This window comes from Streptococcus infantis, from assembly GCF_047464215.1.
Classification (GTDB): Bacteria; Bacillota; Bacilli; order Lactobacillales; family Streptococcaceae; genus Streptococcus; species Streptococcus infantis_P.
This window is the reverse complement of record NZ_JASHCG010000010.1, coordinates 20,205-45,148: the sequence shown is the minus strand read 5'-3', so window position 1 is coordinate 45,148 and position 24,944 is coordinate 20,205. Positions and strand designations below refer to the sequence as shown.

Here is a 24,944-nt window from a genome sequence, read left to right as displayed (position 1 = left end):
GATGAAATCTGTATCTGAAATTGAACAATTGGTAGCAGATGAAACGAAGCGAAGACTGGAAGAAATGGAATCTCCAGACTATGATTTTGCGCAACCATTCTTAAAAAAAGATTTTGCTTTGATTGGTGTCATCATTGGAATTAATCTAATCTTGATTATCTTAGCTATGACAGGAGGAATTAAATAATGTCGAAAACGACCGACTTTATTCAACAAGAAACCATAACTGGGATTGTTCCAATGACTAGTAAGGATCGGCAATATTCCTTCTGGGATTTATTCTTATCAACAAGTGGTTTTGCGATTGCAACTTGGTGTTACACACAAGGAGCGTATGTTGCTCAATATTTGACCTTTAGCCAGATGTTAATCAATATTTTTAGCTTTAATATTATTTGGGTCTTTATCGAGTGTCTTCCCACCTTGTTTGCAGTGAGATACGGAATTGATTTATGGATTTGGCTTCGAGCGGTTTTAGGGAAGCGTGGAGTGGCATTTTTGTCAACAACTATCAGTTTAGCAAATTTTGGTTGGTATGCAGTTACTGCAAATCTTTTTGCCAGTTCTATGATTCATCTAGCTAATAATTTCGGCCTTGGACTGGAGAAGGGGATTTGGGCACCAATTCTTGGGACACTTTGTGTCTTATTAGGGACCTTGATTGCCCTTGGTGGACCGGAGGTTATAAAAGGTATTAATCGGTTTATGGTAATTGCTTTGCTAGTTGTTGGATTGATTATCGTTGGAATTTGTTTTGTAGCAGTTCCGATTACTGACATTATGAACGTTCAACCAGCAGTACAAGGAGATTTGAGCCCACTAGAACGATTTATGATTTCAGGAGAGGGGAATGTAGCGACTGCCTTTTCTTGGTCAACGCAAGCATTAATTTTACCACGTTTAGCAAAATCAGAACGTAGTGGGTATTGGGCTACTTCTTTATCTTATGGCGTGGTGGCACCATTCTTTGCTGCGACGGGGGGTGTTATGGCTCTAGCTATGTTTGTAAGAACAGGAGTTTACGAGAGTGATCCAACTGCGATGCTTTCAACCTTGAGTACTCCTACCTTTGCTCTTCTTAGTTTATTGCTAGTAGCTTTTGCAAATATTGGAACTCAAGGGACAGGATCCTATGTGAACTGTATGATTGTTAAAAGTGGTATGCCTAAGGTGAGCTATAAACTAATGGTTTGGATTGCCATGATTTATGTGAGTGCGTTAACAATTTGGGGTGGCGTAGAAGAATATTTTGGTTCTTTTATCTCGCTTGCAGCTTATATTCAAGGGCCTATTATTGGAATGATTGTTGTTGATTATTTCTTGATAAGAAAACGGAAATTAGATTTACGATCAGCTTATTTCTTAGATGGACATCAGGCTTATGAGTTTACTAAGGGATTTAATTTAGTTGGTTTGTCTTGTGTATTCGTATCTCTGTTAGTTGCGGTACTCTTTGTTTACAATCCCCTAACTAAACAAATTCAAAGTTCGATCTTCTTAATCACAACAGGTAGTGGCTTTACGGCGATTTTTGGTGGCTTCCTATATTGGTTGGCAAGCCTAACTCCATTAAAACACTACATGATTAAAGACAGAGATCAAGTAACCATTTAAATAAAAACAACCAGCACTTTCTATTGAGGTGCTGGTTTTAATCATTCACATTAAACTTTTCTCCGCTTGATTTCGAGTAATCTTTGATAAAAGAAGAATTGACTACTATAGATATAAGGGAAAGTAGGGATGCTCGCAATTCCGAAGCTGATCCAGATAAGGAGATACCAAGGAAGTAGCTGTAAATCAAGGACGAAGCGTTGGAACTTATAGCCTTTCATAAGGAAGCGACTGGTTTTGAGTACGCGGCTTGGCTTGGCAATTCCAATTGCAAGGGTATCGCAAAGGAGAAGCTCTACTTGGGAATAAGCGTAGTATTGTGGCAGATAGGCAATGGTTCCCAAAATCATCAGAAAGACGCTACCAAAGAAGTAGAGTGCAAAAGTGAGCAGAAAATGTTCGATATCTGAATTGGTGACGTCTACGGCTGGAAATTCGGGATGAAGTTCTACAAATTTACGAGCCATGGCACTGCTATAAAAGAGCAAGTAGACACCAAAAAGATTAGGGATGCTCCACAAAAAGAGATAGAAACGCTTGAGCAAGAGAGTCAGAAAGGTCTGGGTGAAGAAGCGGTTGTCAAGTAAGGACAGACTATCTTTAAAGGAAAGCTCTATCTCGGAAATTCTGTAAAGATTAATGGTTGTAAACAGAGCACCAGCTAGGATAATAGAACTTGTAAATCCTATTGCTAGAGGAAAGAGTGAGGACTGGATCAAGCTCATCAAAAAAGTAAAGAAGGATTGCTCAAGAATCCCCTCATCAAGTAAGGATAATGGGCTTATAAAGCTGGATAGAATCAGAAAAATGCTTGGTAATAAAAAGACAAGCAATAGACGTGGATGTTCAGCTTGAAACTGTTTAGCTTGTTGACGAACTTCTTTTAAATCAATTTTTGGGTATTTCATTCTTTCATTATACCATAAATAGTACATAGCTTGCTAATCCTTTGAAACCAGTGGACTTCTAGCGTGTTAAGTAAAAGTGAATACGATATTGAATACGACTTTACTTTTAGCTTGAGCGGATGAAATCCATGAGCTGGTCAACTACTTCAACACGTTGATTATCATTGATGTGGGTATACATATCAAGAGTGATTTGAACATTATTGTGACCGAGTCTATCTGAAATAATTTTTGCTGCAACACCAGCTTCAAAAAGGAGAGAAGCATGTGTATGCCTAAATCCGTGAGGCGAAATTTTTTTAAGTTTATTGTGTTTACGAAAGAATCTGCTAAGTTTCACTTTCATAGTCGCAGCCAAAAGCCATCCACCGCTATTATTTGTAAAGATATAATTCGAATCATGTTTGTAAGGCACACCAGCCTGAAAATATTCTTTTATTTGCTGTCGTTTCCAGAGTTTCAAAACATTCAGAGTTTCATCATCTAAGGTGATAACCCTCTTGCTCATTTTGGTTTTAGGATCCTGAACAGTTTGTTTTTTACCAATCACGACAGCCGTGCGAGAAATGCTTAACCGTTTATTTTCAAAGTCAACATCTGACCACATGAGGCCAATTGCTTCTCCAGTCCTCAAGCCAGAAAAAGCGAGTAAGTGAAAAAAGGTATAGTCTACAGGTTTACAATTTGCTTTGTAAACTTTAAGGAATTCGGTTAGTTCCTGTTTTGTATAGTAGTTTTCCTTGCCCTTTAAAGGTTTGTTTTTAGGCTTGATAATCTTGTCTAAGGGATTTGACTTAATGATGTCAAGAGAAGCGGCATACTTGAAAATACGGCTGATGACAGAGTAATAATTAGCATATAGGATATAGCGATTACTTAACTTGATAGCAACCTTTTGACAATAAGCTACACTGATTTGCTGAATCTTCATATCTGTAAAATATGAGTCAATCATAACATTAAGTTTCTTCTTAGTGTTCTGATAAGTTGTTGGTTTTACAGTGCTTTTATAGCTTTCAAGCCATAGCTCAGCAACTTCAGCGAATGTAGGGTTCTGGAAATCCTCATTGTTTGAAAAACCATTCTCTTCAACATCTAAGAGAAGATCACGTTCGGCTGCCTTGGCCTCTTTAATGGTTTTAAAACCACGGCGTGTTGTGCGTTTTTCTTTTCGAGTAGCTGGATCTATGCCCAGGTATGTTTGAAAGAGGTATCTAGTCTCTCCTTTTTTGGTAATGTATTTTTTTATCATAAAATGTCCTTTCTTTTCGATTGCTTGCCCGCATAGTTGAAAAGGTGTAGAACTTATGATAAACTATAGTTGTATTTTTTTATCATCTTTTCCATTGCTTGCTAGATGGAAGATTGAAACCTCACACTCAAAGATGGCGGTCGGAGAGTGTGGGGATTTTTTATTTTTTAGCTAGGCGCCATACTGTTAAATCTAGATAATACGTCAATTCTTTTTCACGAGAAATAACTCTCTCAGTTTCGATGTTTAGTGTTTTGTATGGTCCACCCCTACCAGTAAGGATTGCATCGTATCGGTAATTTGGATTAGCTATGTATGATGAAATTTGTGATGCGATCATAGCAGGCAAGTATCCAACAAAGATATTATTCACTAAAACTTTGATAGCATTTTTATCATGAGGATTTGTTGGTTCTGGGAATAGATGAACATCAACTGTTTTTAATTTATTGTATTTATAAACTGGTTTATATGTTTCAAGCATATAAGATTTTAAACTCTTATTATCTTTTCCAAAATAATGAATTCCTTTAGAAAGAAAATCAGCAGCAGCTTCAGCTTCTTCTTTATGATAATTTGTCCCCATCAACAAGAAATCATCATGGAAAACAATCTTATCAACACTAGGACCGCTATAATTTTCTTTCTTTGTCTTTTTTTCTCGTTTTTCAGCTAAATAACTGATAAGAAAAGTAAGGAGACTGATGAATAACAGCATCACACCCAGAGGAGGAATCAGAAAAAGTAGTATTACAGAAATAACAAGAAAGACTAATGAAGCCTCTTTGTGTTCTTTTGCTGTGTATTTCTTTCTGCCATTAGATGTCAGAATTGATTGTTGTTTCTTTGTGACTACTTTTTTCTTTTTAGAAGGTTTCAGTAAATCAGAAAGTCCAAATGTTGTCTTATGATAGACCTTGTTATACATGGCTTTCTTGGGATTCTTTATCCATCCCACGCCTTTCTTACCATATCCAGGGATAATAGCTTTTTTAGCCTGCCTTTTCCATTTGCTAGTAGTCCTAGCTTTTAGGCTTTTAGTTAGACTTGGTTTTCTCATTCCTATTTTCATAGCTTTCTCCTTTTAATTTTCAATTGGCATGAAGTTTCCGACTATTTTTCCAATGATTCTCGGATCTTCTTCAAATGGTGCGAATTTATCTTTATATTTGTTATTGATAGAGACGAGTCTAAGACCGTCTTTTTCTTTATAGACTTTCTTGATATAAGTTTGGCCATCCCAATCAACTGCATAAACAGCACCATCATAGTCAAATCCTGTTTCTTTGATAAGAACGACCTCCCCATTCATATACTTAGGCTCCATAGAATCCCCGAAAACCCAAGAAGCGAAATCGTGGTCTAGGTCTTTGTCATAAAAAACAGTATCATAGTTCCCATCGTTGAAGTATGAAAATCCAGTACCAGCTGATAGCTTTTCAAAAACACGGTATTCAAAAAGCTTTTCCTCAATCATAATCACTTTATTATTCTGTTCTTTTAATTGTTCATTAGCATAGTTCAGAATTTTTTGTTTTCTTGGAGTTGATAACTTTACAACTTTTTCAGTGATTTTTTGAACAAGAGGGGAAGTAGGGATTTTTAGTTCTTTTACTTCTTGAGTTTTATCCTCTATCAAGTCCGATTTGTTTACTCCAAAATAGTCTGCAAGTAATTCGATCTTTCCTATCCGAGGATAAGTTATGCCTTTTAACCAATCTCTTACAGTAGTGTACTTCAATCCGAGATCAGAACAGAGCTTATTTCTATCAACTCCTCTGCTGCTCATCAAATTTTCCAAGTTCGTAGAGAAAATTTCTTTACTTTTATTATTGCTCATTTGTATCACTCCTTTATATAGAATATATTACGGCAAAAGCGCAAAAAAGTAAAGAAAAAAATAAAAAAATACGGAAAAAACGCAAAAAATACTTGACATTGCGGTTTAACCGCATTATAATATAATCATAGTTGAGTCAGTCAATTATAAAAAACGTTAGAAAGGACAGTAAAATGCCAAAAATGACTCTTAAAACATTGCGAACGCTAAAGAACTGGCGACAAGTGGACGCAGCTAAGGCCCTTGATGTCTCTGCTGATACTTGGGGAAATTGGGAGCGAGGTAAAACAGAGCCTACTGTAACGCAGGCTTATCAAATCGCTACTGCTTTTGATGTGTCTATTGATGACATTATTTTTTTACACGATATTGCGGTTTAACCGCAAAAAAGAAAAGGCGTAGAAAGGAATATTATGAACGAAATTTTTAATTTTCACGGGCGAGAAGTCCGTACTTTGACAATTGATGACGAGCCTTGGTTCGTTGGGAAAGACGTTGCGGACATCTTAGGATATGCTAAGCCTCTGGACGCAATTTCTCGGCACGTTGATGAAGACGACTCCGTGAAATACGGACTCACCGACAATCTAGGTCGAACACAAAATACTATCATCATCAACGAATCTGGGCTCTACTCTCTCATTCTTTCAAGTAAGCTTCCACAAGCGAAAGAATTTAAACGTTGGGTAACATCAGAAGTTCTTCCAGCCATTCGCAGACAAGGTGGTTTCATTCGTGAGGACCTAGACGAAGATGCCTTCATCGCTCTATTTACTGGACAAAAGAAGCTTCGTGAACAACAAGCAAGCATGATTGAAGATATCGACTATCTCAAGAATGAGCAACCAATTCATCCAAGCTACGCTCAATCACTCTTGAAAAAGCGCAAAGCTCGAGTAGTCGCTTGCCTGGGTGGAATTGACAGTCCAGCTTATGCGGATAAAATCTTCGCTCAATCAGTCTTCAGACAAGCTGAGATTGATTTTAAAGACCACTTCAATATCAGTCGCTATGATTTGCTACCGAAGAAGTTTGCAGAAGCAGCCCTGGCCTATTGGATGACTTGGGAGCCAAGCACCAATACAAAGATGAAAATCATGGAGCTGAACGCTTTTAGTCAAGCGTAGGGAGGGAAGAAATGAGACCAAAACGATATCCGTATAGTGGGAAAAAAGAGTCCACCTTCGTAAAGGTAGACCCTGAATTAGTTCGAAATATACTAACATACATTAGTTTTCTTGAGAGTTTACTAGCTGAACGAGTAAAGAGACCGTAGTTTCTGTACTGAGCTTATAAGCGGCAAGAACGCTATGAAGAATAGCTTTTCTAACTTCCATATCAATTGGGTATTTTTGGAATACCTCGTCTAACATATCTTCGATATGAGGCATGGCATCCTTTATGATTTCGCTAGAAACTTGAAAAGCATCTTCTTTAGTTAATTTCGCCATATAGTTTTCCTCCTTTCTATTGAATTTTTGACTAAAACAGTGAGAGGTCCTAGTCAAATTTATTATAGCAAATTAGAAGAAAACGGCATCGGTCTTGAGACTGATATAGGAGGTTGAATGGAAGATAAAGTCATTGAACTTGCTGATTACTTCATCAGCGAATCTACAACGTACAGAGAGGCAAAAATAGCGTGTGAGAAGCTATAAAAACAAGTTAGCCATGAGATTGAACTCAGGGCGATGGAAAGTAATATTGTATAAACAAAAAAGCACCTGACGGAGATCAGGTACTTACTTAAACAATTTAGACCATTATATCACAAAAATGCTTGCCCGCATAGTTGAGAGGATGTAGAAAATGGAAGGTATAACGTTACAATTACGATTGGATGGCGAAAGTGCTGAATTGTTCACAAAGCAATTGTTGGCTTTTGCTGAAAAGCAGGTCAAGGAGCAGTTAGAGAATGATCGCATGCCAATCAATCAACAAGCTTTGATGAAGAAGTTCGGCTTTACTCACGGATATGTTAAGATGCTCGAACGAAAAGGATTAAGATTTCGTAAGCAAGGGAAAGATACTATGTATGATGTCAATGATGTTTATGAGATTTTGGAATTAGAAAAAGAAGTACGAAAATTGAGAGTATAAGGAGATAAAAATGTTTGAACCACCGATTTTAGACCAGTTGATGGGTGTTGGAGCCTTGTTGCTTGGATTTGCAGGGACTTGCAGTCATCTCAAACTGCAAGAACAACGAGAGGAAGAAGAGAGACGAGAAGAGCAAGAATTTGCGTCTATGATTATCCAAGGCTATAACCATGCATACGAACGTGGTAGAGAGGCACAGCGCCAAGAAATCCGTGAGAATATTCGTCGTCCGTTCAAGGGCTTCACATACGACAATGAACCGCCTATAGGCTTACGCCCAGAACCTCTGGCATTACCAGAGCCTAAAATGCACATTATGAAGTAAGGAGGTCAGGAAATGGAAAGATTGATTCAATGGCTGGATGACCAGATTATGTATATCAAAGAAGCGATAGAAAAGGGATCAGCTACAAGACATGTTATTACGATTTGGGAATATGATCATAAAAATCTATTATTAGTCAAAGAATACATAACTGACTATGAAAAATTAACCAAGGACTATGAAAAAATAGTTAAGGACTTTGAAAAACTAACCAATGACTATCATGATGTGGTCTCTCAAAATCGTCTGCTCAAGCTTGAAAAACTAGAGTTAGAAGGCAGGAACATCTATGAGGATATGCGGATGAAGTACCGTGCTAACCGTAGGAAGTGGGGGGTGAGATTATGGCGTTAAAAAACAAGCGGTATTTTTGGATCCAGCTTGCCCAAGACTTTTTTAAGTCAAAGGAGATGAAACTACTTCGCAAGATTGCTGGTGGGGATACACATACCATCATTTATCTCAAAATGATGTTAATTAGCTTGGAAGATGGAGGGCATATTTACTACGATGGATTGGCTGATAATTTAGCCGAGGAAATTGCTCTTGTTATTGACGAAAATGTTGAAGATATTAAAATTACATTGATTTTTTTAGAAAGCAAGGGATTGTTGACGAGAAACTCTGACCGTGATTATTTTTTAGAGCAGGTTCCTGAGATGGTTGGTAGTGAAACAGCAAGCGCCAGAAGGGTTCGCAAGTTTCGAGAAAATAAACAGGTGTTACTTTGTAACACCGATGTAACAAAGTGTAACGGAGATATAGATATAGAGAAAGATATAGATACAGAAATAGAGAAAGATATAGATACAGAGATAGAGAAAGATATAGATGAAAATCCAGTCGCACTTATCGTCGAAGAATATCAATCTCGTATCGCTCCGTTGGATGGAACTCAATTTGAACTCTTGAAAGAATTCATCACATTAGATGGCATGGAAGCGAAAGTTGTCCTGAAAGCAATTGGTCTTGCCGCTGATAATGGTAAAAGAAATTTTAGTTATATCAGAGCGATTTTGACCAATTGGAAGAACGATGGAGTTTTGACGATTGCAGCAGTCGAGGAACGTGAGAGAGCGTATAAAGAAAGTAAAATCAGCAAACGTTCAGGTAATCAGAAATCAAATGTTCCTGAGTGGTCTCAACCTAACTATGTGAATACTACGAGTGAGGAGGACAAGGAAGAACTTGAAAAACGTAAACGTGAACTACTCGAAAGGCTTGAGAATGGAGGTGGCTGATGTTTATCTTAAAACATGGGACAAGAGAAGATAAACCGTTCTTGATGTCTGTGGCTATTAGTGTGACTGGCATTGATGTCTCATATTCGGACGAGCGAAAAGCTATGCGGTTTATTTCTCGTGCGGTTGCGTTGCAGGTGGGCAAGGCATTGAGAGTGTCCTTTGGGAATTTCTATCCAGTGGAGGTAGAGGGATGATTGGAGGTATCGATCATTAAAAAAATGACAGTTTGGGCGCTCTTTGATAGTGGGAATGGCTCTTACCTCAAGGGTGCCAACTCTCTAAATAGTTCGGGGGGGGCGAATATTGAAATCTATTCAATCGGAATGGATATAGAAAACAAGAACAATCATTTCATAAATCTGGACCTTGCTGACTTTGGGCGCCTTTTTGGAGACAACACACTTTTTGATGTGTTAGACAAATTACCAAAACCTGACCTTATAATAGCTAGTCCACCATGTGAATCATGGTCAAATGCTTCTGCGATGGAAAACGGAAATGCGTGTTGGAAACGCAATGATGTTTCTGATAGCTTGTTTGCTCCACAAGTAAGACCTTCACCGTTCACGATCAGGGCAAATAAGGATTACGAGTCAGCCTATATAAATTACCAGTATGACAGACAATTTCTAAAAAGGGTCAATGGCGAGCTAACAGCTTTCAACACAATAGAAATCATAAAAAGATATAGACCACAATTTTGGGTTATTGAGAATCCAGCAGCTGACAGACTGTGGCCCTACATTGAGGATATTATTGGATTCAGAATTCCATACAAAAACCTAGCTAGATACAATAATTATGATTATCCTTTACAAAAACGGACGATTTTTGGAAGCAATGTTGAACTTAATCTTAAGAATAAAATTATCAAGCAGGATATAGAGTGGAAGAACTTCTCAAAATCATACAACGAGAGATCTAATATACCTGAAAAATTGGTGTCAGAAATTTTCGAAAAAATCTACAAGGAGTTTTGCAAAGATGATTGAACTCTATTTCATTTACAACGGGCACTGTCAATTATTCCTTGGGACGTTTAATAACGTCGATGATCTCATCGAGCGTATGGAAGACCATCAATGGGCATTCTCGGCTATCACTCATCCAAGGTTTCAGAAGCACATTGGTCAGCGGACGACACGGTTTGACTATGGTGCTAAGGATTGTTACTATTTAGCGACTTTTTCAGGAGGAGAAAAAAAATGATTGAACTTTTTAAAGAATTTGGAATGGCTATTCTGTGGTTATTTCTCGGCTACTTAATTGGGGAACGTGCAGCAAGAAAGGAGAAGAAAGATGATCAATAATGTTACGTTAGTAGGGCGCTTAACTCGAGATCCTGAGTTACGATACACGCCATCAAATGTTGCTGTTGCGACTTTCAACCTTGCAGTCAATCGGAATTTCAAGGGGGCGAATGGAGAGCGAGAGGCTGACTTCATCAATTGTATTATGTGGCGTAAGCAGGCTGAAAATTTTGCAAATTGGGTTAAAAAGGGTGCTCTTGTGGGAATCACTGGCCGCATCCAGACTCGTAGCTATGATAATCAGCACGGTCAACGTGTCTATGTGACGGAAGTGGTTGCTGAGAGTTTTCAAACTCTTGATAAGAAAGATAATTCTGCGAACCAGTCGAGCATGGAAAACCAGATGCCACCAAGTTATGGACAAGGTGATCCAATGGATATTTCAGATGATGATTTGCCGTTTTAGTGGGGTGTAATAAATATGATTGGAGTAACCTATCAGGAAATTCATCTTTTTGTTGAATTTTTGAAAGAACAATATGGGCAAGGTCGTCCAGACTATATTGAAGCCCTGAACGACTTAGACGGATTGGTTGAGACCTCCTACAAAGAATGTATTGAGAGATTTTTAGAAGATGAATTACGATAAACAGACAATGATTGAAGGCTATAAACAATCAATCAAGAGAAACGAAGAGAAGATAATCGAGTATTCGAAGCCGTGCGATGCACGGAAGAGACGAATCAGAGCGCTGGAGCGTGATTTGTTGAAAAAGAAGAATAAAGAGTTAAGAAAGAAAGTGGAGGAGTTGGAAGATGAATAAACAGGAATTGATTGAGAGGTATTTGAAGATGGTTAAACTTAAAGATATTATCAAGAGAATTAACGAATTAGAACCTTCTGCTAAACAATGCTGGATTGATGAAATCTTGAAAGAGTTAGGTAGTGATTATGGAAGGTTGAAATACCGAAGTGGTTACGAACAAGGCAAGCTTGAAGGTATGGTTGAACGTGAAAAAGTCAAAGTACAGCAGTTTGTGGCGGATTGGTATGAAGAGAATAAGGATGATTTTGAAGGGAATTTGTTTCGATGTGTCTATAATATTACATCGATTTTTGACGGTGCTAAACTTAATGAGTTTGAAAGGTGGTTTCTAATTGCTAGCACAAAATCATTTCAAACCCTCGTCAACATGCACCAGTTTGGCTACGAGGTCGAGGAAGAGAAGCGGTATTGGGTAAAGGTAAAAGCTACTGGACAATGCTTGGAAAAAACTGGTTCAGTAATTCGTTTTAGTACATTGTTCAAGTCTGCTTTTACGAAAAAAGAGCTCGAAGAAGCCGACTTTGGTGAAGTGTTTAATAGTCCACTGTTTGAAGTTAAGGAGGTGACGGAATGACAGTTGAACAATTTCTTCAATCATTATCATACCTTATGTGGGCTTCATATTGGTCAGTAATTTTTTATAAGTTCTTTAAAAAAAATAAAGATTGAGGAGGTGGAGTGATGAGTAAATTTGAAATCTCCCTGTCTAAAGATGACCTTGAACATATCGCTAACGGTTATGATATCAAAATCAAAATCAACGGTAAAAGATTCTTGGACACCGACGAAATCATTTTGAAGCCTGCATTGATAAATGATGTTATGGCTCCGATATTGAATTATAGAAATAAAATAATCGATACTGAACAGCAAAACCTTGTTAATAATTTTATGGGAGGTGCAAAATGAAACGACCAAACAGATACCCTTACACACGAAATCAGTGAGGTGAAGAAACCGCAGTGATTCATACAAGTGACAATGGTTGCTTTAAGCTTAGAGTTTTAGAAAATAAAATAACAGGAGAAAAGAGGTAACATGAAACGATTCATAGCAGTATGGATTCTGCTATCAGCTGGACTAAATATCTGGCAGATGGACAAGATTCGAGATTTGGAAGAAAAGCGCCCTATTGTAATCTACAAAGCAGATAATCAAGGCGCAGAAATTAAAGGCAGAGTCGTCGAGAAAGGGCGACATGGCAAGCTATATACGCTTACTATTCGTGATTATGGAGTGTTCGTGGTTACGAAGGAAGTGTATGATAATGTGAAAGTTGGGAAAGAGGTGAAATTATGATACCAAGATATAGAGCATGGATAAAGTCATTGAAATGGATGTGTGATGTAACTAACATTTCATTTGATAGCAAATTCGTAGATATCTGTCAGCAGGGAGATACTGAAAGATGTACAGAAATATCAGTAGAGTTTGATGAAATTAAACTCATGCAATCAACAGGACTCAAAGACAAGAACGGAAAGGAAATCTTTGAGGGGGATATAGTCGATTACAAAGGCAGAAAAGCGCTTGTAAGCTGGCATGGCTCTTATGCAAGTTTTATTTACAGATTTGTAGATGAATTACAAAAGCGAAATGCAGAATGGAGTCCTCTTTATTTAGCTTACATGAGATGTGAAGTCATCGGCAATATTTACGAAAATCCCGAGCTTTGGGAGGTTAATGGATGACAAAGTTTATTCAACTAGTGCCGTTTAAATATGGTGAGGAGAAAGAACCTATCACGATAAATGTTGATTGTATCAAAAGCGTTTTGAAAAATGATGATTTCTTTAGCAAAGTATTTGTAAACGATGAAATGACAGAGCATCTAAAAGAGCGACTAACTGCCGATAAGTTCATGTATGTAATCAAGCCAACATACAAAGAGATTGCAGCTATTCTAACTCAGAAAGAAGAAAGCTCGCAAGATCATGGATTGGTTGATTGAGGAGAAAGAACATGAGAATTAAAACATTAATGGGAACAATCATCAACGTTGATAAAATAAAGCGTAGCATCACGATTGATGGTGTTGAATATGGTTCAGACTGTCGTGCTTTGGTCTCTAAGCACAGAGACGGTACAGGGACTATTACATTAGTCTTTGAAGGAAAAATTATTTAAAAAGGAGTAAAAACAATGTTTACACAATACGATCACGAAACAGGGAAAACTAAACTTACAAAACTTGCAAAAGGTAGCATCATCACGGTTGTTGCTATCGCTTCGTTAGGAATTTTTAGGGGAACTGCTGTGAAGCGCATCCCAGCTAATACGGTTGGAGTAAAGGTCAGTGCAATCGGAGGTGTTCAAGAAAACACCCTACAAACAGGTTATCATCTCAAAATTCCTTTTATCGATACAGTCTATACTCTATCGACTTCTGTTCAGACGAAGACAATGGAAAAAATCACAACTCAGACCAAAGATGGTCAATGGCTGAATACTAACATTGATGTAAAGTATCGAGTAAATAAAGAGAAAGCTATGACAGTTTTCTCAAATTATACGACTTTGGAAAATGTCAATGATAGTGTAGTATCTCCAGCAGTACAGCGAGCGATTGAGTCTGTTACAGGTAATTATGATATCTACGATATTCTTGGAAATAAACGGACAGAAGTCTATGAAGAGATTGACAAGGCGCTAAAAGAAAAATTTGAATCTTATGATCTTGAATTTGTTTCATTCACAATAACTGATCAGGATGCAGGAGATGAGATTGAAGCAGCAATCAAATCTGAATCTGTCAAACAGAAGGAAATTGACACAGCTAAACAGGAACAGGAAAAAGCTAAGGTCGAAGCGGATACTAAGAAGGTTCAAGCACAAGCTGAAGCGGATGCTGGGATCATCAAAGCAGAAGGTGAAGCCAAAGCTAACAAAGCTAAGTCAGACTCAATCACAGACAACCTTATCCGTATGAAAGAAGCAGAAGCCAGAGAGAAGCATGGCTGGGTTACTGTCAATGGAGCAGGTGGTGTGATTACAAATCATGAGTAAAATATAAACGGCATAGAAACGAGGTGAGCGATGCCTTTTTTTCCAGAAATAAACGAAGCCAAAACAAAAGAAAATGCCAAGAAAATTTTGGAGGGATATCCTCACTGGCGTCGTGTAGCAAATGATACAGATGGTCAGAGAGTAACCACGACCTACTCATTCACGCCACGAAATCCATCGAGTGGTAAAAATAGTCAAGTTGAGAAATTGGCAATTCGCAAAGTTGATGCAGAGCTAGAGCTAGATGCGATAGAACAGGCTGTCAGCAAATTACATGATCCTTTTTATCGTAAAATCATATACGAGAAGTATCTTGTTTGGCATCAAAAAAAAGACGAGACGGTGTACAATGAGCTTGCAATTTCAGAAAGTTCATATTATGAAATTCTTAGTAAGGCTTTATTAGCATTTGCAGAGATTTATCGAAATGGTGAACAGGTCGCAATTTTGGAGTAAAAGCGGAGTAAGTCAAGAGTAAATATACGATTTTGTGTGCTAAAATTATATTATGAAATAATTGTAAAGGCAGGCACATCCTGCCTTTTTGTATGGATTGGAGGTGATGTCGTGAAGAAAGTAGAACCTATTCGAGAACTTGATGATATTGAACGGATGAAAAACTTCTTAAAATCAAAGAGTGAGCGAAACTATGTTCTGATTATGTGTGGTCTTTATTCTGGAATGCGTATCAGCGACATCATACCTCTGCAAGTTAAACATGTGACTAGTGATAGAATAGAAGTCACTGAGAAGAAGACAGGCAAAGTCAAGCGTTTTGCTATCAATCCGGAATTAAGAAAGGCCTTGAATCATTACATTAAAACGAATGAGCTACAAGGATATGACTATCTATTTCCTAGCAAAAAGAAAGTCAGGACGGATGGAGTTCGGATAACTCACATAGGTCGAGTAGCTGCTTACCAAATTTTAAAGCAAGCAGCTGAACATGTTGGCCTGAAGAATATTGGAACCCACTCCATGAGAAAGTCATTTGGCTATCATCACTACAGAAAAAATCAAAATGTAGCGATCTTGATGGAATTATTTAATCATTCATCACCAGATATTACACTTGATTATATAGGTATTAAGCAGGATGAATTGGATGATTCAATGATGAATTTTAGCTATTAAATGATTATTTATTTTACATATTGAGAAAACGTAAATTAGTTTTTAATGAAACAGATGTAAACACTTGTTACACTTGACTTTTAAGGATGTTAGTTTTATTTAACAGAATATAAGATATGTTAAATACAAGAGGGGGTGGGTGCACTAAAAACACCCCTGTTTTGAAAGATACCGATGGGGTATATTTGAGAATACCAATCCCCCTCCCCTAAGAAGAAAGGACCCCCTCCCTAGATGAATACCCCCCAGGATAGACCGGACCGGAGTGGTCCTCACAGAGTCGCTTTTGAAAAGAATAAAAAGATTATTCTAAAGACCAGAAATACTTGTGGGATTTGTGGATTACCAGTGGATAAGTCGTTGAAGTATCCACATCCTTTGTCACCAGTTATCGATCACATTATTCCAATCAATCGAAACGGTCATCCATCAGACATCAACAACCTACAGCTAGCGCACTGGCAATGCAACAGACAGAAGTCTGATAAGTTATATGCTGACGATAGGTCAGCCAATGCTACTGTTGTAGGCAATCGCAACCTGCCACAGTCAAGAGATTGGACAAAGTACAGAGCTTGAAGAAGCCAAAAAAGAAAAATTATATTATTTTTTAAAAATATCAAAAATAATAATGAATGCTTAGAATTTGAAAAAATAACAGATATGTGTGAAGTAAGTCCTAGCAGAGGATAGGGGGGTATCCCCCTCCCACTAGGCGCTCGAGGGCTTCACGCCGTCACTGTACATTTTTTCTCGCGCCAAATCATCACAATGAAAGGAGAACGGTTTGGAATTAAGAGGAATTGACTATCTCAGGAGAAAGTTGACTCTCTATCAGAGCAGAGTTAATCTGAGGTACAAGCATTATGCAATGCAACATCATGAATCACCGACAGGAATCACAATTCCTCCACATATCAGGGTGAAGTACCAAGCTGTTCTTGGTTGGGCTGCAAAGGGAGTTGATAGTCTTGCAGATCGTTTGATTTTCAGGGCATTTGCTAACGATGATTTTAATGTTACAGAAATCTTTAATCGGAACAATCCTGACATTTTTTTTGATAGTGCTATTTTAGCTGCGTTGATTGGTTCATGTAGTTTCGTTTACATTTCGAAGGGTGAAGATGATGAGGTGAGGTTACAAGTCATTGAATCAAGTAATGCAACTGGTGTCATTGATCCTATTACTGGATTGCTTGTGGAAGGTTATGCGGTGTTGGCTCGTGATGATTACAATCGTCCAACGCTTGAAGCCTACTTCGAGCCTAATGCTACTCATTTTGTTCCGAAAGATGGGGAGCCTTACTCGGTTACGAATGAGACAGGTATTCCTTTGCTGGTTCCAGTCATTCATCGTCCTGATGCTGTTCGTCCGTTTGGTCGGTCGAGAATCACTAGGGCAGGGATGTATTATCAGAAATATGCTAAGCGTACTTTGGAACGAGCGGATATTACGGCTGAGTTCTACTCATGGCCACAGAAATATATTCTTGGGCTTGATCCTGATGCAGAGCCTATGGAAAAATGGAAAGCTACTGTATCAAGCTTGTTGACGATTTCTTCTAGTGACAAAGGAGAGAAGCCGAGCGTTGGGCAATTTACTACCGCTAGCATGTCACCTTTTACTGAACAGCTCAGAACAGCCGCTGCTGGATTTGCTGGAGAAATGGGGCTGACATTGGATGACCTTGGTTTCGTTTCAGATAACCCATCATCTGTGGAAGCTATCAAGGCTAGTCATGAGAATTTGCGTTTAGCTGGGCGGAAGGCTCAGCGCTCACTAGGTGCTGGATTGCTAAATGTGGCTTATGTTGCGGCTTGCTTGCGTGATGAGTTTCGCTATACTAGAAGCCAATTTGTGAGAACCACAGTTAAGTGGGAGCCATTGTTTGAAGCGGATGCGAATACGATGACCATGATTGGTGATGGTGTTGTGAAATTGAATCAGGCCTTGCCTGGTTATATCAATGCAGAAACCATTCGAGATCTTACTGGTATCGCTGGAGATATGTCTGCTAGGCCAGTGATAAGCGAGGGCGGTTCAAATGGAGAATGATGTTTTACCTAGTATCTTGCAAGAGGTTCAGGAGAGGTTTGAACGAGATTTTGGCAAGAGTGAGATCGTCAGAAATGCTTTTGCTGCGTTGAAGGCAAAAAAAGCCACTTACAAAACTGCAAATGAGTTTGCGATTGAAATTGGCGATATTCTCTCGAAGGCTCTAGGAGCTTCTCTAAGCGCTGACAAACTACCAGACGATAAAATGTATTACAATATCGCTCAACGTTTGCTGACGGACGTTCTAGGACGAAATCACGAGCTTGTGAGTGGTTATGCTAGTGATGTTCAGAAGAATTTGAATGATGAAGCAAAAATCGGTCTCAAAGTGCAAGTTCCTGAATTGAATCAGGATCGAATAGCTGGTATAGTCAATCGCTTTTCGTCTGAGGAAAATTTTGAAGATGTCAGTTGGTTGCTTGGTGAACCTATTGTGAACTTTACACAGTCAATTATTGATGATACAATCAGGAAGAATGCGGAGTTTCATCATCAGTCTGGATTGCAACCTGAGATTGTCCGAAAATCGTATTTTCATTGTTGTGAGTGGTGTCATGAAGTTCAAGGGAATTATAAATATCCAAGAGTTCCAAAGGACGTTTTTAGAAGACATCAGCATTGTCGTTGTATTGTAGACTATGATCCTAAAAACGGAAAAGTTCAGGATGTTTGGAAGAAAATTTGGCGAAAAAAAGATGAAAGTGATAAAATTGAAGCAAGGAAGAATATAAATAAAAATTCTCAAATGAGCGAAGTGAGAAAGCTAGCGCTACAGAACGGAATTTCTTCAAATCCTATCAAAAAAAGCCGTAAAAAATTGACTGAGGAACAAATAATCGAAGCTGTTAGTGGTGGAGACAAGACAAGAGGATCTTGTTCGTCAGCAGCATTTGCTTATATTGGGAACAAAGGTGGCTATACTGTCTTAGATTTTAGAGGAGGAAAGAGTTGTGATTTCTTTTCTCGAGATAGTAGGATTAAAATGATTGGTAGCCTTCCAGGAGTTGAAATGCATGTTGCTAAACATACCAATGATTTTACTGCAGTAAAAGAATTGTTGGAGAAAGTAGAAAGTGGAAATGAATACTACTTGGCAGCAGGGAGTCATGCAGCAATCATAAGGAAAAACGAAGGTCGTTTCGAGTACTTGGAACTTCAATCAAGAACGTTAAATGGTTTTAAGCCGTTTAACAACATTGTTCTGAAAGAGAGATTCAAAGGTCAGAAGACTCACAGTGTAGCTGGGAGAAGATATGATGCAAATAGCTATCTTATTGATGTGAACTCATTGAAAGATAACCCTGAATTTCACAAGATATTGAGTTTTATCAATACTGCAGATTCTAAACAAATGAAGGGGGCTGAGGGTCGTGAAAGATGATTATGAAGAAGTTAATTGGTCTGAATATTGCTATAAAGAAAATGATGGTGATATAGTTTGGTGGGTTGATACAGCCTGGTTCGCTAGAGGGTTGATGTTAATTACATTTGATAAGAAGAAGTTTTATAACCTTTTTGAAGATTATCCTCATAATATGAGCTCAGAAGAGATTGAAATCTTTGATAAAGAGAATCCATTTTGGGCTGATTTCTTTTCGGACCGAAAATAAGAAATTTGAAGCACTCGAAAGGGTGCTTTTCTTTTTGAAAAATTGAAAGGAGGTTCTGTGTGAGGTATTTATAATTCTATTGCTATAAACTGCTATAAATCACTATAAACCGTTTGGCTTTCCATACGGTTTTCTTTATGTTAAGAAAGGAATAAAAAATGTTAAAAAAGGCAAAACAATTGGCATCGCAAGAATTTTCACGCTTAGCAGGTCGTGAAATCAAAGAAGAAGACTGCTTTGTAGTTTGGTTTAGCAAAACTTTGCAAAATTGGAAGGCTCTTGTTAGTACTAATCAAATCAAGTCTGGTGAAAAATGTGGTGATTATGCAGAAATCACGCATAACGGAGACAAGAAAGAAACTTACGTAGATGTATACACTAAAGTTTCAAACCGAGCTATTAAAGATTAGGAGGTGATCTGATATCTCCCAGCGATAGGGTTATCATGCGATGACGATTGAAAGGAAATTAGAATGGCTAGGAAGAAGAAACTTGGCAATCAGAATCCTACTCAATCGGTGATTTTAAAATACGTCAAGAAAAATTCAAAAGCTAAAGAAGCGATTGAACTTTACGAGCGGACAGGGCTTTCTTGCTATGCTTGGCAGAAAAACCTGCTATTGCCTTTAATGGCAGTAGATAAAAACGGTCTATGGGTGCATCAGAAGTTTGGTTATTCTATCCCTCGTCGTAATGGTAAATCTGAAATCCTATATATTGGTGAAATTTGGGGGCTACATGAAGGATTAAATATCCTACATACTGCCCACAGAATTTCTACATCTCATGCCTCTTTTGAAAAGGTCAAGCGATACCTTGAAAAGATGGGGTATGTTGATGGTGAGGATTTCAATTCGATTCGAGCGAAGGGGCAGGAGCGTATTGAACTTTATTCAACAGGTGGTGTTATCCAATTCCGTACTAGGACATCAAATGGTGGTCTTGGTGAAGGTTTTGATATGCTAATCATTGACGAGGCTCAAGAGTACACGACCGAGCAAGAATCTGCTTTGAAGTACACGGTTACGGATAGTGAAAATCCTATCACAATTATGTGTGGTACACCTCCAACTCCTGTATCAAGCGGAACGGTTTTCACTAAATACCGTGAGACTTGTCTTTTTGGGAAAGGGAAGTATTCAGGCTGGGCTGAGTGGTCAGTTTCTGATGAAAAGGAAATTGACGATGTGGAAGCTTGGTATAATTCCAATCCATCCATGGGCTACCACTTAAATGAGCGTAAGATTGAAGCAGAGCTTGGTGAGGATAAGCTGGACCATAATATCCAACGTTTGGGATTTTGGCCAACTTACAACCAGAAATCTGCTATTTCTGAAACTGAGTGGAATGAGCTCAAGGTTGATGATGTTCCAGAATTGTCTGGCAAGTTGTCTGTTGGTATCAAGTATGGCCAAGATGGAACGAACGTGGCATTGAGTATTGCTGCACGAACCAAGGATGGCCGTTTCTTTGTAGAAACAGTCGATTGTCAATCCGTTCGTAATGGGAATGAGTGGATGGTTGCCTTTTTGCGTCAAGCTGATGTGGCTCAAATTGTCATAGATGGCGCAAGTGGTCAAAAGATCCTGGACGAAGAGTTGAAGGACTACAGAATCAAGAATGTGATTCTGCCGACGGTGAAGGAAATCATCGTGGCCAATGCTCTTTGGGAACAGGGTATTTACCAGAAGACCATTTGTCACGCTGGTCAACCATCATTGTCCAAAGTAGCTACTAACTGCGATAAGCGGAATATTGGCTCAAATGGTGGCTTTGGTTATCGATCGCACTTTGACGACATGGATATTTCTTTGATGGATAGTGCTTTGCTTGCGCACTGGGCTTGTGCTACGACAAAGCCTAAGAAAAAGCAAAAAATCAGTTATTAAAATAAGCGGTCTTGTGACTGCTTTTTTTGATGCCCAAAATTACCGAACTGCCGGGGAAGCAGGAGAAAGGAGACATGAGAATGTCAGAATTTAAACCAATCACTACACAAGAAGAATTTGATGCTGCTATTAAGGAGCGTTTATCTCGTGAGAAAGCGAAGTATAGCGACTATGACCAGCTCAAATCTCGAGTTACAGAATTGGAAACAGAAAACGTTGGCTTGAAGTCAACAATTGAAGCTACTAATCAAAGTAAGGCGGATTCGGATAAGCAACTTGAAGTTTTGCAGAATCAAATCGCTGGTTATGAGACGGCTAGTCTGCGAACTCGAGTAGCTTTGCAACATGGACTGCCTTACGACCTTGCAGATCGTTTGCAGGGAACTGATGAAGAAAGCTTGAAAGCTGATGCAGAGCGCTTAGCTGGTTTTATGAAGCCAGTAAGCAAAGTAGCGCCAGTAAAATCAACGGAGCCGATTGTTCCGAAAGAAGATGATGAAAGAACCATGTATAGAAATTTGGTTCAAAATTTAAATATTGAAGATTAAAAAGGAGAAAAAAATATGTCAGAAGCACAACTTGCAAAAGGAAATCTATTTGATCCAGAGCTTGTAAAAAAAGTTATTAGTAAGGTGAAGGGACATTCATCAATTGCTAAGCTATCACCCCAAAAACCTATTCCGTTTAACGGCCAAAAAGAGTTCATTTTCGACTTTGATTCGGACATCGACATCGTGGCTGAAAATGGCAAGAAGACTCATGGTGGTGTGAGCCTTGATCCTGTTACTATTGTTCCACTAAAAGTCGAATATGGTGCCCGTGTATCTGATGAGTTTTTACACGCCTCAGAAGAAGCAAAAGTTGACATCCTCAGTGATTTTGTGGAAGGATTTTCTAAAAAATTAGCACGAGGGCTTGATATTATGAGTATTCACGGTATTAACCCACGTACAAAACAAGAGTCAAGCATTATTGGAACTAACTGCTTTGATAAAAAAGTTACTCAGACAGTAACTTTCAAAGAATCTAACCCAGATGAAAGTATGGAAGATGCTGTCGGTATGATTGATGGTTCAGAACGTGATATCACCGGAGCAATCCTAGATCCTATTTTTACAACTGCTCTTTCTAAAATTAAAAATGCTGAAGGCGGGAAATTGTATCCTGAATTGGCATGGGGCGGTGTACCTGATGCAATCAATGGATTGGCAGTAGATAAAAATCGCACTGTATCATACTCACAAACAGATCCTAAAAACACAGCGATTGTTGGGGACTTTGAAACAATGTTCAAATGGGGCTATGCGAAAGAAGTTCCGATGGAAATCATCAAGTATGGTGATCCTGACAACAGCGGTCGCGACCTTAAAGGGTATAACCAGATTTATATCCGTTGCGAAGCATACATTGGATGGGGCATCATGGACGCTGCTAGTTTCGCTCGTATTGTGAAAACGGGAGGTTAATCATGGCTGAGTATGTAAACCAAAAGACAGGAGCAACAATCAACACTAATACAGAAATTTCTGGGGGTGATTGGGTTCCAATTGCAGCATACAAACCTTTGGACTCATTGACTAACGCAGCGTTGAAAGAAATCCTTGATGAAAAAGGTATTACTTATGATAACCGCGCCACAAAATCTGAATTGATTTCGCTTATTGAACAAGCTGACTCTGAAGCTCAGTAGTCGCTTGGCTGGAGGTAGAAATGGAAAACTTTGCAACAGTAGAAGATGTTCAAACATTGTGGAGAACATTGAAATTCGATGAGAAAGAACGAGCCGAAGCACTGTTGGAAGTTGTTTCTCATTCTCTTCGTGTTGAAGCTAAAAAAGTTGGTAAAGATTTAGATGGGTTAGTGGCTACTGATCCATCTTTTGCTATGGTGGTCAAATCCGTCACGGTGGATGTGGTTGCTCGCACCTTGATGACCTCTACTGATCAGGAACCAATGACTCAAATGGCTGAGTCTGCTTTAGGATATTCCTTCAGTGGATCATATTTAGTCCCTGGTGGAGGTCTCTTTATCAAAGACTCGGAATTGAAACGTCTAGGTCTTAAAAAGCAAAGATATGGGGTGATTGATATCTATGGGACGGATTAAAGGAATTACTGTAACTTTGACTGGGAAAACCAAGACTGGTCGGGATGACTTTGGTCATCCTATTTATGAGAATACTGAAATTCAAGTAGAAAATGTTCTGGTCGTCCCAGCTTCAACAGAAGATGTCACTAATCAGCTCAATCTGACCGGAAAGAAGGCTTCTTATACGCTAGGAATACCCAAAGGTGACCAAAACGAGTGGAAAGACCGTGAAGTTCGTTTCTTTGGGCGAAAATGGCGTACGATTGGCATTCCTTTGGAAGGTATTGAAGCCATGATGCCTTTAGAATGGAATAAGAAAGTGATGGTTGAAGCGTATGAGTAATCTCAAAGTCAAGCTTATCGGTGCGGGTGTAGGAGCTCTTTTGAAATCAAAAGAGATTCAGGACATCTTGAACAAAGAAGCGACAGTCATAAAAAAAAGATGTGGTCCTGGCTATGAACAAGATAGCCACGTTGGTAAGACAAGAGCCAATGCTATGATTTATCCAGCTACGCGAAAAGCGAAGAGGGATAATTTAAAAAATAACACTTTGTTGAAGGCGGTGCATTAGATGATTGAAATTATTATCAAGAAATATCTTGACGGTCATTTAGATGTACCGTCATTTTTTGAGCATGAAGCTGAAGCTCCCGATAGCTTTGTCATTATTCAAAAGACAGGTGGTAAGGAGCGAAATCATTCTGGTAGTGCGACCTTTGCTTTTCAAAGCTATGGTCCTACTATGCAGAAGGCTGCAGAGCTCAATGTGAAAGTAAAAAGTGCTGTTAAAGGGTTGATTGAATTAGATTCAATCTGTGGTGTCCACCTGAACAGTGATTACAATTTTACGGACACTGAAACAAAACAATATCGATATCAAGCCGTATTTGATATTAATTACTTTTAAAAAGGAGAAAATAAATGGCAACAGAAGCAAATGTAACGACTGCAAAACCTAAAATCGGCGGTGCGGTTTTTTCCGCTCCGATCGGGACTCCATTGCCTACAGATGCAACAACAAAACTAGATGTTGCGTTTAAATCACTGGGGTATATTTCAGAAGATGGTATGACTAATAGTAACTCCCCAGAATCTGAAAATATCAAAGCTTGGGGTGGTGTCGTTGTAAGTTCAGTTCAAAAGGAGAAGGTGGATACGTTCAAATATATGCTGATTGAGGCATTGAATGTGGATGTTTTGAAAGAAGTTTATGGCTCAGATAATGTTTCTGGGGATTTGTCCACAGGGATTAAGATTAAGGCAAATTCAAAAGAATTGCCACATCATTGCCTCGTAATCGAAACAGTTTTGAAAGGTGGTGTACTTAAACGTATTGTTATCCCTTCAGGAAAAGTAACTGCCATCGATGAAATTACTTATAACGATGGAAGTGTTCTCGGATATGGTACGACAGTCACTGCCTTCCCTAACGCTGCTGACGACACACACTATGAATACATCAAAGGAGCTTAATCATGTCAAGACGAAATCATAAGAAAAAAAATAAAGAAGCTGCGCCACAAATTAAAACAATCCGTGGGGTAACTTCAACTGGATTTGCTTTTGAAATCACAAAAGAGCGCTTGGAAAACTATGAGTTGCTTGAAGTTATTGCAGAAGTAGATACAAATCCGGCAGTTTTACCAAAAGTGGTCAAACTTATGCTTGGTGACAAATCAGAAGATTTGAAAAACCATGTGCGGACGGCGGATGGCATTGTTCCTTTGGATAAAATGGGAGCAGAAATTAGTGAGATTTTCACAAGTCAGAACCAGTTAAAAAAATAGCGCTCCTTGCTAG

43 protein-coding genes are annotated in these 24,944 nt (G+C 38.6%); 38 read left to right on the top strand and 5 right to left on the bottom strand.

The annotated features are described in order from the left end of the window. The first annotated feature begins 1 nt into the window (after position 1). Together QM469_RS07105 and QM469_RS07100 are read left to right on the top strand one after the other, a co-directional pair. Positions 2–187 carry a hypothetical protein gene (locus QM469_RS07105; protein WP_153225647.1) on the top strand — a complete coding sequence of 62 codons (186 nt, stop codon included), beginning with the start codon at positions 2–4 and terminating at the stop codon, positions 185–187. Next, positions 187–1,614, top strand: a complete 1,428-nt coding sequence (locus tag QM469_RS07100; protein ID WP_153225648.1) for a cytosine permease — start codon at positions 187–189, stop codon at positions 1,612–1,614. The genes QM469_RS07105 and QM469_RS07100 overlap by 1 nt, the downstream gene beginning before the upstream one ends. A 50-nt stretch (positions 1,615–1,664) precedes the next feature. On the opposite strand, the gene QM469_RS07095 is transcribed toward QM469_RS07100, so the two are convergent. The 4 genes from QM469_RS07095 to QM469_RS07080 all read right to left on the bottom strand — a co-directional run bounded on the left by QM469_RS07095 (position 1,665) and on the right by QM469_RS07080 (position 5,614). Beyond that, on the bottom strand, positions 1,665–2,522 hold the full coding sequence (locus QM469_RS07095; protein WP_311523817.1) for a DUF975 family protein: 858 nt from the start codon (positions 2,520–2,522) through the stop codon (positions 1,665–1,667). Between the two features lie 106 nt (positions 2,523–2,628). Beyond that, the gene (locus QM469_RS07090; protein ID WP_414276370.1) at positions 2,629–3,774 is read right to left on the bottom strand and encodes a tyrosine-type recombinase/integrase; all 1,146 of its coding nucleotides are present in this window, start codon (positions 3,772–3,774) and stop codon (positions 2,629–2,631) included. Between the two features lie 160 nt (positions 3,775–3,934). Next, positions 3,935–4,846 carry an HIRAN domain-containing protein gene (locus tag QM469_RS07085; RefSeq protein ID WP_414276371.1) on the bottom strand — a complete coding sequence of 304 codons (912 nt, stop codon included), beginning with the start codon at positions 4,844–4,846 and terminating at the stop codon, positions 3,935–3,937. A gap of 12 nt (positions 4,847–4,858) precedes the next feature. Beyond that, complete coding sequence (locus tag QM469_RS07080) at positions 4,859–5,614, bottom strand: XRE family transcriptional regulator (protein ID WP_414276372.1); 756 nt, start codon at positions 5,612–5,614, stop codon at positions 4,859–4,861. Between the two features lie 173 nt (positions 5,615–5,787). On the opposite strand from QM469_RS07080, the gene QM469_RS07075 reads away from it, so the two are divergent. Then, the gene (locus QM469_RS07075; protein ID WP_033585569.1) at positions 5,788–5,994 is read left to right on the top strand and encodes a helix-turn-helix transcriptional regulator; all 207 of its coding nucleotides are present in this window, start codon (positions 5,788–5,790) and stop codon (positions 5,992–5,994) included. Positions 5,995–6,027: 33 nt separating this feature from the next. Further along, on the top strand, positions 6,028–6,741 hold the full coding sequence (locus tag QM469_RS07070) for an ORF6C domain-containing protein (RefSeq protein WP_414276373.1): 714 nt from the start codon (positions 6,028–6,030) through the stop codon (positions 6,739–6,741). A 102-nt stretch (positions 6,742–6,843) separates the two neighbouring features. Here the strand turns inward: QM469_RS07070 and QM469_RS07065 are convergent, their stop codons facing one another. Next, positions 6,844–7,065 (bottom strand): hypothetical protein, encoded by a 222-nt coding sequence (locus QM469_RS07065; RefSeq protein WP_414276374.1) that lies wholly within the window; start codon positions 7,063–7,065, stop codon positions 6,844–6,846. Between the two features lie 358 nt (positions 7,066–7,423). On the opposite strand from QM469_RS07065, the gene QM469_RS07060 reads away from it, so the two are divergent. The 34 genes from QM469_RS07060 to QM469_RS06895 all read left to right on the top strand — a co-directional run bounded on the left by QM469_RS07060 (position 7,424) and on the right by QM469_RS06895 (position 24,931). After that, a complete protein-coding gene (locus QM469_RS07060) occupies positions 7,424–7,714 on the top strand; it encodes a hypothetical protein (RefSeq protein WP_414276375.1) in 291 nt (96 codons plus the stop codon). A 10-nt stretch (positions 7,715–7,724) separates the two neighbouring features. Beyond that, entirely contained in the window at positions 7,725–8,039 is a 315-nt protein-coding gene (locus QM469_RS07055; protein ID WP_414276376.1) for a hypothetical protein, read from the top strand. 12 nt (positions 8,040–8,051) lie between these two features. After that, on the top strand, positions 8,052–8,393 hold the full coding sequence (locus tag QM469_RS07050; protein ID WP_414276377.1) for a hypothetical protein: 342 nt from the start codon (positions 8,052–8,054) through the stop codon (positions 8,391–8,393). Then, positions 8,384–9,280 carry a phage replisome organizer N-terminal domain-containing protein gene (locus QM469_RS07045; protein ID WP_414276378.1) on the top strand — a complete coding sequence of 299 codons (897 nt, stop codon included), beginning with the start codon at positions 8,384–8,386 and terminating at the stop codon, positions 9,278–9,280. Before QM469_RS07050 ends, QM469_RS07045 begins: the two co-directional genes overlap by 10 nt. Next, positions 9,280–9,477 (top strand): hypothetical protein, encoded by a 198-nt coding sequence (locus QM469_RS07040; protein WP_414276379.1) that lies wholly within the window; start codon positions 9,280–9,282, stop codon positions 9,475–9,477. Before QM469_RS07045 ends, QM469_RS07040 begins: the two co-directional genes overlap by 1 nt. A 24-nt stretch (positions 9,478–9,501) precedes the next feature. Next, a complete protein-coding gene (locus tag QM469_RS07035) occupies positions 9,502–10,275 on the top strand; it encodes a DNA methyltransferase (RefSeq protein ID WP_414276408.1) in 774 nt (257 codons plus the stop codon). Further along, positions 10,268–10,492, top strand: coding sequence for a hypothetical protein (locus QM469_RS07030; protein WP_414276380.1), 225 nt, complete (start codon positions 10,268–10,270; stop codon positions 10,490–10,492). Before QM469_RS07035 ends, QM469_RS07030 begins: the two co-directional genes overlap by 8 nt. 90 nt (positions 10,493–10,582) lie before the next feature. Next, the gene (gene ssb, locus QM469_RS07025) at positions 10,583–10,999 is read left to right on the top strand and encodes a single-stranded DNA-binding protein (RefSeq protein ID WP_414276381.1); all 417 of its coding nucleotides are present in this window, start codon (positions 10,583–10,585) and stop codon (positions 10,997–10,999) included. A 15-nt stretch (positions 11,000–11,014) separates the two neighbouring features. Continuing rightward, positions 11,015–11,182, top strand: a complete 168-nt coding sequence (locus QM469_RS07020; RefSeq protein ID WP_414276382.1) for a hypothetical protein — start codon at positions 11,015–11,017, stop codon at positions 11,180–11,182. Then, positions 11,169–11,357 carry a hypothetical protein gene (locus QM469_RS07015; protein ID WP_414276383.1) on the top strand — a complete coding sequence of 63 codons (189 nt, stop codon included), beginning with the start codon at positions 11,169–11,171 and terminating at the stop codon, positions 11,355–11,357. The genes QM469_RS07020 and QM469_RS07015 overlap by 14 nt, the downstream gene beginning before the upstream one ends. After that, a complete protein-coding gene (locus tag QM469_RS07010; RefSeq protein WP_414276384.1) occupies positions 11,350–11,934 on the top strand; it encodes a DUF1642 domain-containing protein in 585 nt (194 codons plus the stop codon). Before QM469_RS07015 ends, QM469_RS07010 begins: the two co-directional genes overlap by 8 nt. Before the next feature lie 107 nt (positions 11,935–12,041). Next, positions 12,042–12,269: a hypothetical protein gene (locus QM469_RS07005; protein ID WP_414276385.1), complete on the top strand. Its 228-nt coding sequence runs from the start codon at positions 12,042–12,044 to the stop codon at positions 12,267–12,269. Positions 12,270–12,398: 129 nt separating this feature from the next. Next, positions 12,399–12,659: a DUF1372 family protein gene (locus QM469_RS07000; protein ID WP_414276386.1), complete on the top strand. Its 261-nt coding sequence runs from the start codon at positions 12,399–12,401 to the stop codon at positions 12,657–12,659. Beyond that, entirely contained in the window at positions 12,656–13,051 is a 396-nt protein-coding gene (locus tag QM469_RS06995) for a YopX family protein (protein ID WP_414276387.1), read from the top strand. Before QM469_RS07000 ends, QM469_RS06995 begins: the two co-directional genes overlap by 4 nt. Next, on the top strand, positions 13,048–13,311 hold the full coding sequence (locus tag QM469_RS06990; RefSeq protein WP_301559834.1) for a hypothetical protein: 264 nt from the start codon (positions 13,048–13,050) through the stop codon (positions 13,309–13,311). The genes QM469_RS06995 and QM469_RS06990 overlap by 4 nt, the downstream gene beginning before the upstream one ends. Positions 13,312–13,322: 11 nt before the next feature. After that, positions 13,323–13,487, top strand: a complete 165-nt coding sequence (locus tag QM469_RS06985; RefSeq protein WP_371559504.1) for a hypothetical protein — start codon at positions 13,323–13,325, stop codon at positions 13,485–13,487. A 15-nt stretch (positions 13,488–13,502) separates the two neighbouring features. Next, on the top strand, positions 13,503–14,366 hold the full coding sequence (locus tag QM469_RS06980; protein ID WP_414276388.1) for an SPFH domain-containing protein: 864 nt from the start codon (positions 13,503–13,505) through the stop codon (positions 14,364–14,366). A gap of 30 nt (positions 14,367–14,396) precedes the next feature. Next, on the top strand, positions 14,397–14,822 hold the full coding sequence (locus QM469_RS06975) for an ArpU family phage packaging/lysis transcriptional regulator (protein WP_212574044.1): 426 nt from the start codon (positions 14,397–14,399) through the stop codon (positions 14,820–14,822). Positions 14,823–14,933: 111 nt separating this feature from the next. Beyond that, positions 14,934–15,500, top strand: a complete 567-nt coding sequence (locus QM469_RS06970) for a site-specific integrase (protein ID WP_311523206.1) — start codon at positions 14,934–14,936, stop codon at positions 15,498–15,500. A 234-nt stretch (positions 15,501–15,734) separates the two neighbouring features. Further along, on the top strand, positions 15,735–16,079 hold the full coding sequence (locus tag QM469_RS06965; RefSeq protein WP_049529802.1) for an HNH endonuclease: 345 nt from the start codon (positions 15,735–15,737) through the stop codon (positions 16,077–16,079). 208 nt (positions 16,080–16,287) lie between these two features. Then, positions 16,288–17,556 (top strand): hypothetical protein, encoded by a 1,269-nt coding sequence (locus QM469_RS06960; protein WP_414276389.1) that lies wholly within the window; start codon positions 16,288–16,290, stop codon positions 17,554–17,556. After that, on the top strand, positions 17,546–18,937 hold the full coding sequence (locus QM469_RS06955) for a hypothetical protein (RefSeq protein WP_414276390.1): 1,392 nt from the start codon (positions 17,546–17,548) through the stop codon (positions 18,935–18,937). Before QM469_RS06960 ends, QM469_RS06955 begins: the two co-directional genes overlap by 11 nt. Further along, positions 18,927–19,166 (top strand): hypothetical protein, encoded by a 240-nt coding sequence (locus QM469_RS06950; protein WP_212573637.1) that lies wholly within the window; start codon positions 18,927–18,929, stop codon positions 19,164–19,166. The genes QM469_RS06955 and QM469_RS06950 overlap by 11 nt, the downstream gene beginning before the upstream one ends. Before the next feature lie 158 nt (positions 19,167–19,324). Further along, on the top strand, positions 19,325–19,576 hold the full coding sequence (locus QM469_RS06945) for a DUF6275 family protein (RefSeq protein ID WP_070480017.1): 252 nt from the start codon (positions 19,325–19,327) through the stop codon (positions 19,574–19,576). Between the two features lie 63 nt (positions 19,577–19,639). Next, positions 19,640–21,055 carry a terminase gene (locus tag QM469_RS06940; RefSeq protein ID WP_414276391.1) on the top strand — a complete coding sequence of 472 codons (1,416 nt, stop codon included), beginning with the start codon at positions 19,640–19,642 and terminating at the stop codon, positions 21,053–21,055. 80 nt (positions 21,056–21,135) lie between these two features. Beyond that, complete coding sequence (locus tag QM469_RS06935; RefSeq protein ID WP_414276392.1) at positions 21,136–21,603, top strand: DUF4355 domain-containing protein; 468 nt, start codon at positions 21,136–21,138, stop codon at positions 21,601–21,603. 15 nt (positions 21,604–21,618) lie between these two features. Beyond that, positions 21,619–22,521 (top strand): phage major capsid protein, encoded by a 903-nt coding sequence (locus QM469_RS06930; RefSeq protein WP_414276393.1) that lies wholly within the window; start codon positions 21,619–21,621, stop codon positions 22,519–22,521. A gap of 2 nt (positions 22,522–22,523) precedes the next feature. Further along, the gene (locus QM469_RS06925) at positions 22,524–22,745 is read left to right on the top strand and encodes a HeH/LEM domain-containing protein (RefSeq protein WP_414276394.1); all 222 of its coding nucleotides are present in this window, start codon (positions 22,524–22,526) and stop codon (positions 22,743–22,745) included. 20 nt (positions 22,746–22,765) lie between these two features. Further along, positions 22,766–23,161, top strand: coding sequence for a phage Gp19/Gp15/Gp42 family protein (locus QM469_RS06920; protein ID WP_214262447.1), 396 nt, complete (start codon positions 22,766–22,768; stop codon positions 23,159–23,161). Further along, positions 23,148–23,486 (top strand): hypothetical protein, encoded by a 339-nt coding sequence (locus QM469_RS06915; RefSeq protein ID WP_414276395.1) that lies wholly within the window; start codon positions 23,148–23,150, stop codon positions 23,484–23,486. Before QM469_RS06920 ends, QM469_RS06915 begins: the two co-directional genes overlap by 14 nt. After that, positions 23,479–23,715, top strand: a complete 237-nt coding sequence (locus tag QM469_RS06910; protein WP_301559849.1) for a hypothetical protein — start codon at positions 23,479–23,481, stop codon at positions 23,713–23,715. Before QM469_RS06915 ends, QM469_RS06910 begins: the two co-directional genes overlap by 8 nt. Next, on the top strand, positions 23,716–24,051 hold the full coding sequence (locus QM469_RS06905) for a hypothetical protein (RefSeq protein ID WP_061418860.1): 336 nt from the start codon (positions 23,716–23,718) through the stop codon (positions 24,049–24,051). A 14-nt stretch (positions 24,052–24,065) separates the two neighbouring features. Next, positions 24,066–24,617, top strand: a complete 552-nt coding sequence (locus QM469_RS06900) for a hypothetical protein (protein WP_049529789.1) — start codon at positions 24,066–24,068, stop codon at positions 24,615–24,617. A gap of 2 nt (positions 24,618–24,619) precedes the next feature. Then, positions 24,620–24,931, top strand: a complete 312-nt coding sequence (locus QM469_RS06895) for a hypothetical protein (protein WP_414276396.1) — start codon at positions 24,620–24,622, stop codon at positions 24,929–24,931. The last annotated feature ends 13 nt before the right edge of the window (positions 24,932–24,944 follow it).

Coding starts and splice junctions, on each gene's coding strand:
- QM469_RS07055 (WP_414276376.1), top strand. CDS start 7,725: ATGTTTGAACCACCGATTTTAGACCAGTTGATGGGTGTTGGAGCCTTG.
- QM469_RS06915 (WP_414276395.1), top strand. CDS start 23,148: ATGGGACGGATTAAAGGAATTACTGTAACTTTGACTGGGAAAACCAAG.
- QM469_RS06930 (WP_414276393.1), top strand. CDS start 21,619: ATGTCAGAAGCACAACTTGCAAAAGGAAATCTATTTGATCCAGAGCTT.
- QM469_RS07005 (WP_414276385.1), top strand. CDS start 12,042: ATGAGTAAATTTGAAATCTCCCTGTCTAAAGATGACCTTGAACATATC.
- QM469_RS07020 (WP_414276382.1), top strand. CDS start 11,015: ATGATTGGAGTAACCTATCAGGAAATTCATCTTTTTGTTGAATTTTTG.
- QM469_RS07105 (WP_153225647.1), top strand. CDS start 2: ATGAAATCTGTATCTGAAATTGAACAATTGGTAGCAGATGAAACGAAG.
- QM469_RS07050 (WP_414276377.1), top strand. CDS start 8,052: ATGGAAAGATTGATTCAATGGCTGGATGACCAGATTATGTATATCAAA.
- QM469_RS06900 (WP_049529789.1), top strand. CDS start 24,066: ATGGCAACAGAAGCAAATGTAACGACTGCAAAACCTAAAATCGGCGGT.
- ssb (WP_414276381.1), top strand. CDS start 10,583: ATGATCAATAATGTTACGTTAGTAGGGCGCTTAACTCGAGATCCTGAG.
- QM469_RS06920 (WP_214262447.1), top strand. CDS start 22,766: ATGGAAAACTTTGCAACAGTAGAAGATGTTCAAACATTGTGGAGAACA.
- QM469_RS06965 (WP_049529802.1), top strand. CDS start 15,735: ATGAATACCCCCCAGGATAGACCGGACCGGAGTGGTCCTCACAGAGTC.
- QM469_RS07045 (WP_414276378.1), top strand. CDS start 8,384: ATGGCGTTAAAAAACAAGCGGTATTTTTGGATCCAGCTTGCCCAAGAC.
- QM469_RS07015 (WP_414276383.1), top strand. CDS start 11,169: ATGAATTACGATAAACAGACAATGATTGAAGGCTATAAACAATCAATC.
- QM469_RS06985 (WP_371559504.1), top strand. CDS start 13,323: ATGAGAATTAAAACATTAATGGGAACAATCATCAACGTTGATAAAATA.
- QM469_RS06925 (WP_414276394.1), top strand. CDS start 22,524: ATGGCTGAGTATGTAAACCAAAAGACAGGAGCAACAATCAACACTAAT.
- QM469_RS07075 (WP_033585569.1), top strand. CDS start 5,788: ATGCCAAAAATGACTCTTAAAACATTGCGAACGCTAAAGAACTGGCGA.
- QM469_RS07040 (WP_414276379.1), top strand. CDS start 9,280: ATGTTTATCTTAAAACATGGGACAAGAGAAGATAAACCGTTCTTGATG.
- QM469_RS06905 (WP_061418860.1), top strand. CDS start 23,716: ATGATTGAAATTATTATCAAGAAATATCTTGACGGTCATTTAGATGTA.
- QM469_RS06935 (WP_414276392.1), top strand. CDS start 21,136: ATGTCAGAATTTAAACCAATCACTACACAAGAAGAATTTGATGCTGCT.
- QM469_RS06990 (WP_301559834.1), top strand. CDS start 13,048: ATGACAAAGTTTATTCAACTAGTGCCGTTTAAATATGGTGAGGAGAAA.
- QM469_RS06975 (WP_212574044.1), top strand. CDS start 14,397: ATGCCTTTTTTTCCAGAAATAAACGAAGCCAAAACAAAAGAAAATGCC.
- QM469_RS07090 (WP_414276370.1), bottom strand. CDS start 3,774: ATGATAAAAAAATACATTACCAAAAAAGGAGAGACTAGATACCTCTTT.
- QM469_RS07000 (WP_414276386.1), top strand. CDS start 12,399: ATGAAACGATTCATAGCAGTATGGATTCTGCTATCAGCTGGACTAAAT.
- QM469_RS06945 (WP_070480017.1), top strand. CDS start 19,325: ATGTTAAAAAAGGCAAAACAATTGGCATCGCAAGAATTTTCACGCTTA.
- QM469_RS06995 (WP_414276387.1), top strand. CDS start 12,656: ATGATACCAAGATATAGAGCATGGATAAAGTCATTGAAATGGATGTGT.
- QM469_RS06980 (WP_414276388.1), top strand. CDS start 13,503: ATGTTTACACAATACGATCACGAAACAGGGAAAACTAAACTTACAAAA.
- QM469_RS06940 (WP_414276391.1), top strand. CDS start 19,640: ATGGCTAGGAAGAAGAAACTTGGCAATCAGAATCCTACTCAATCGGTG.
- QM469_RS06895 (WP_414276396.1), top strand. CDS start 24,620: ATGTCAAGACGAAATCATAAGAAAAAAAATAAAGAAGCTGCGCCACAA.
- QM469_RS07085 (WP_414276371.1), bottom strand. CDS start 4,846: ATGAAAATAGGAATGAGAAAACCAAGTCTAACTAAAAGCCTAAAAGCT.
- QM469_RS07100 (WP_153225648.1), top strand. CDS start 187: ATGTCGAAAACGACCGACTTTATTCAACAAGAAACCATAACTGGGATT.
- QM469_RS07070 (WP_414276373.1), top strand. CDS start 6,028: ATGAACGAAATTTTTAATTTTCACGGGCGAGAAGTCCGTACTTTGACA.
- QM469_RS07010 (WP_414276384.1), top strand. CDS start 11,350: ATGAATAAACAGGAATTGATTGAGAGGTATTTGAAGATGGTTAAACTT.
- QM469_RS07095 (WP_311523817.1), bottom strand. CDS start 2,522: ATGAAATACCCAAAAATTGATTTAAAAGAAGTTCGTCAACAAGCTAAA.
- QM469_RS07065 (WP_414276374.1), bottom strand. CDS start 7,065: ATGGCGAAATTAACTAAAGAAGATGCTTTTCAAGTTTCTAGCGAAATC.
- QM469_RS06910 (WP_301559849.1), top strand. CDS start 23,479: ATGAGTAATCTCAAAGTCAAGCTTATCGGTGCGGGTGTAGGAGCTCTT.
- QM469_RS07060 (WP_414276375.1), top strand. CDS start 7,424: ATGGAAGGTATAACGTTACAATTACGATTGGATGGCGAAAGTGCTGAA.
- QM469_RS07030 (WP_414276380.1), top strand. CDS start 10,268: ATGATTGAACTCTATTTCATTTACAACGGGCACTGTCAATTATTCCTT.
- QM469_RS07035 (WP_414276408.1), top strand. CDS start 9,502: ATGACAGTTTGGGCGCTCTTTGATAGTGGGAATGGCTCTTACCTCAAG.
- QM469_RS07080 (WP_414276372.1), bottom strand. CDS start 5,614: ATGAGCAATAATAAAAGTAAAGAAATTTTCTCTACGAACTTGGAAAAT.
- QM469_RS06955 (WP_414276390.1), top strand. CDS start 17,546: ATGGAGAATGATGTTTTACCTAGTATCTTGCAAGAGGTTCAGGAGAGG.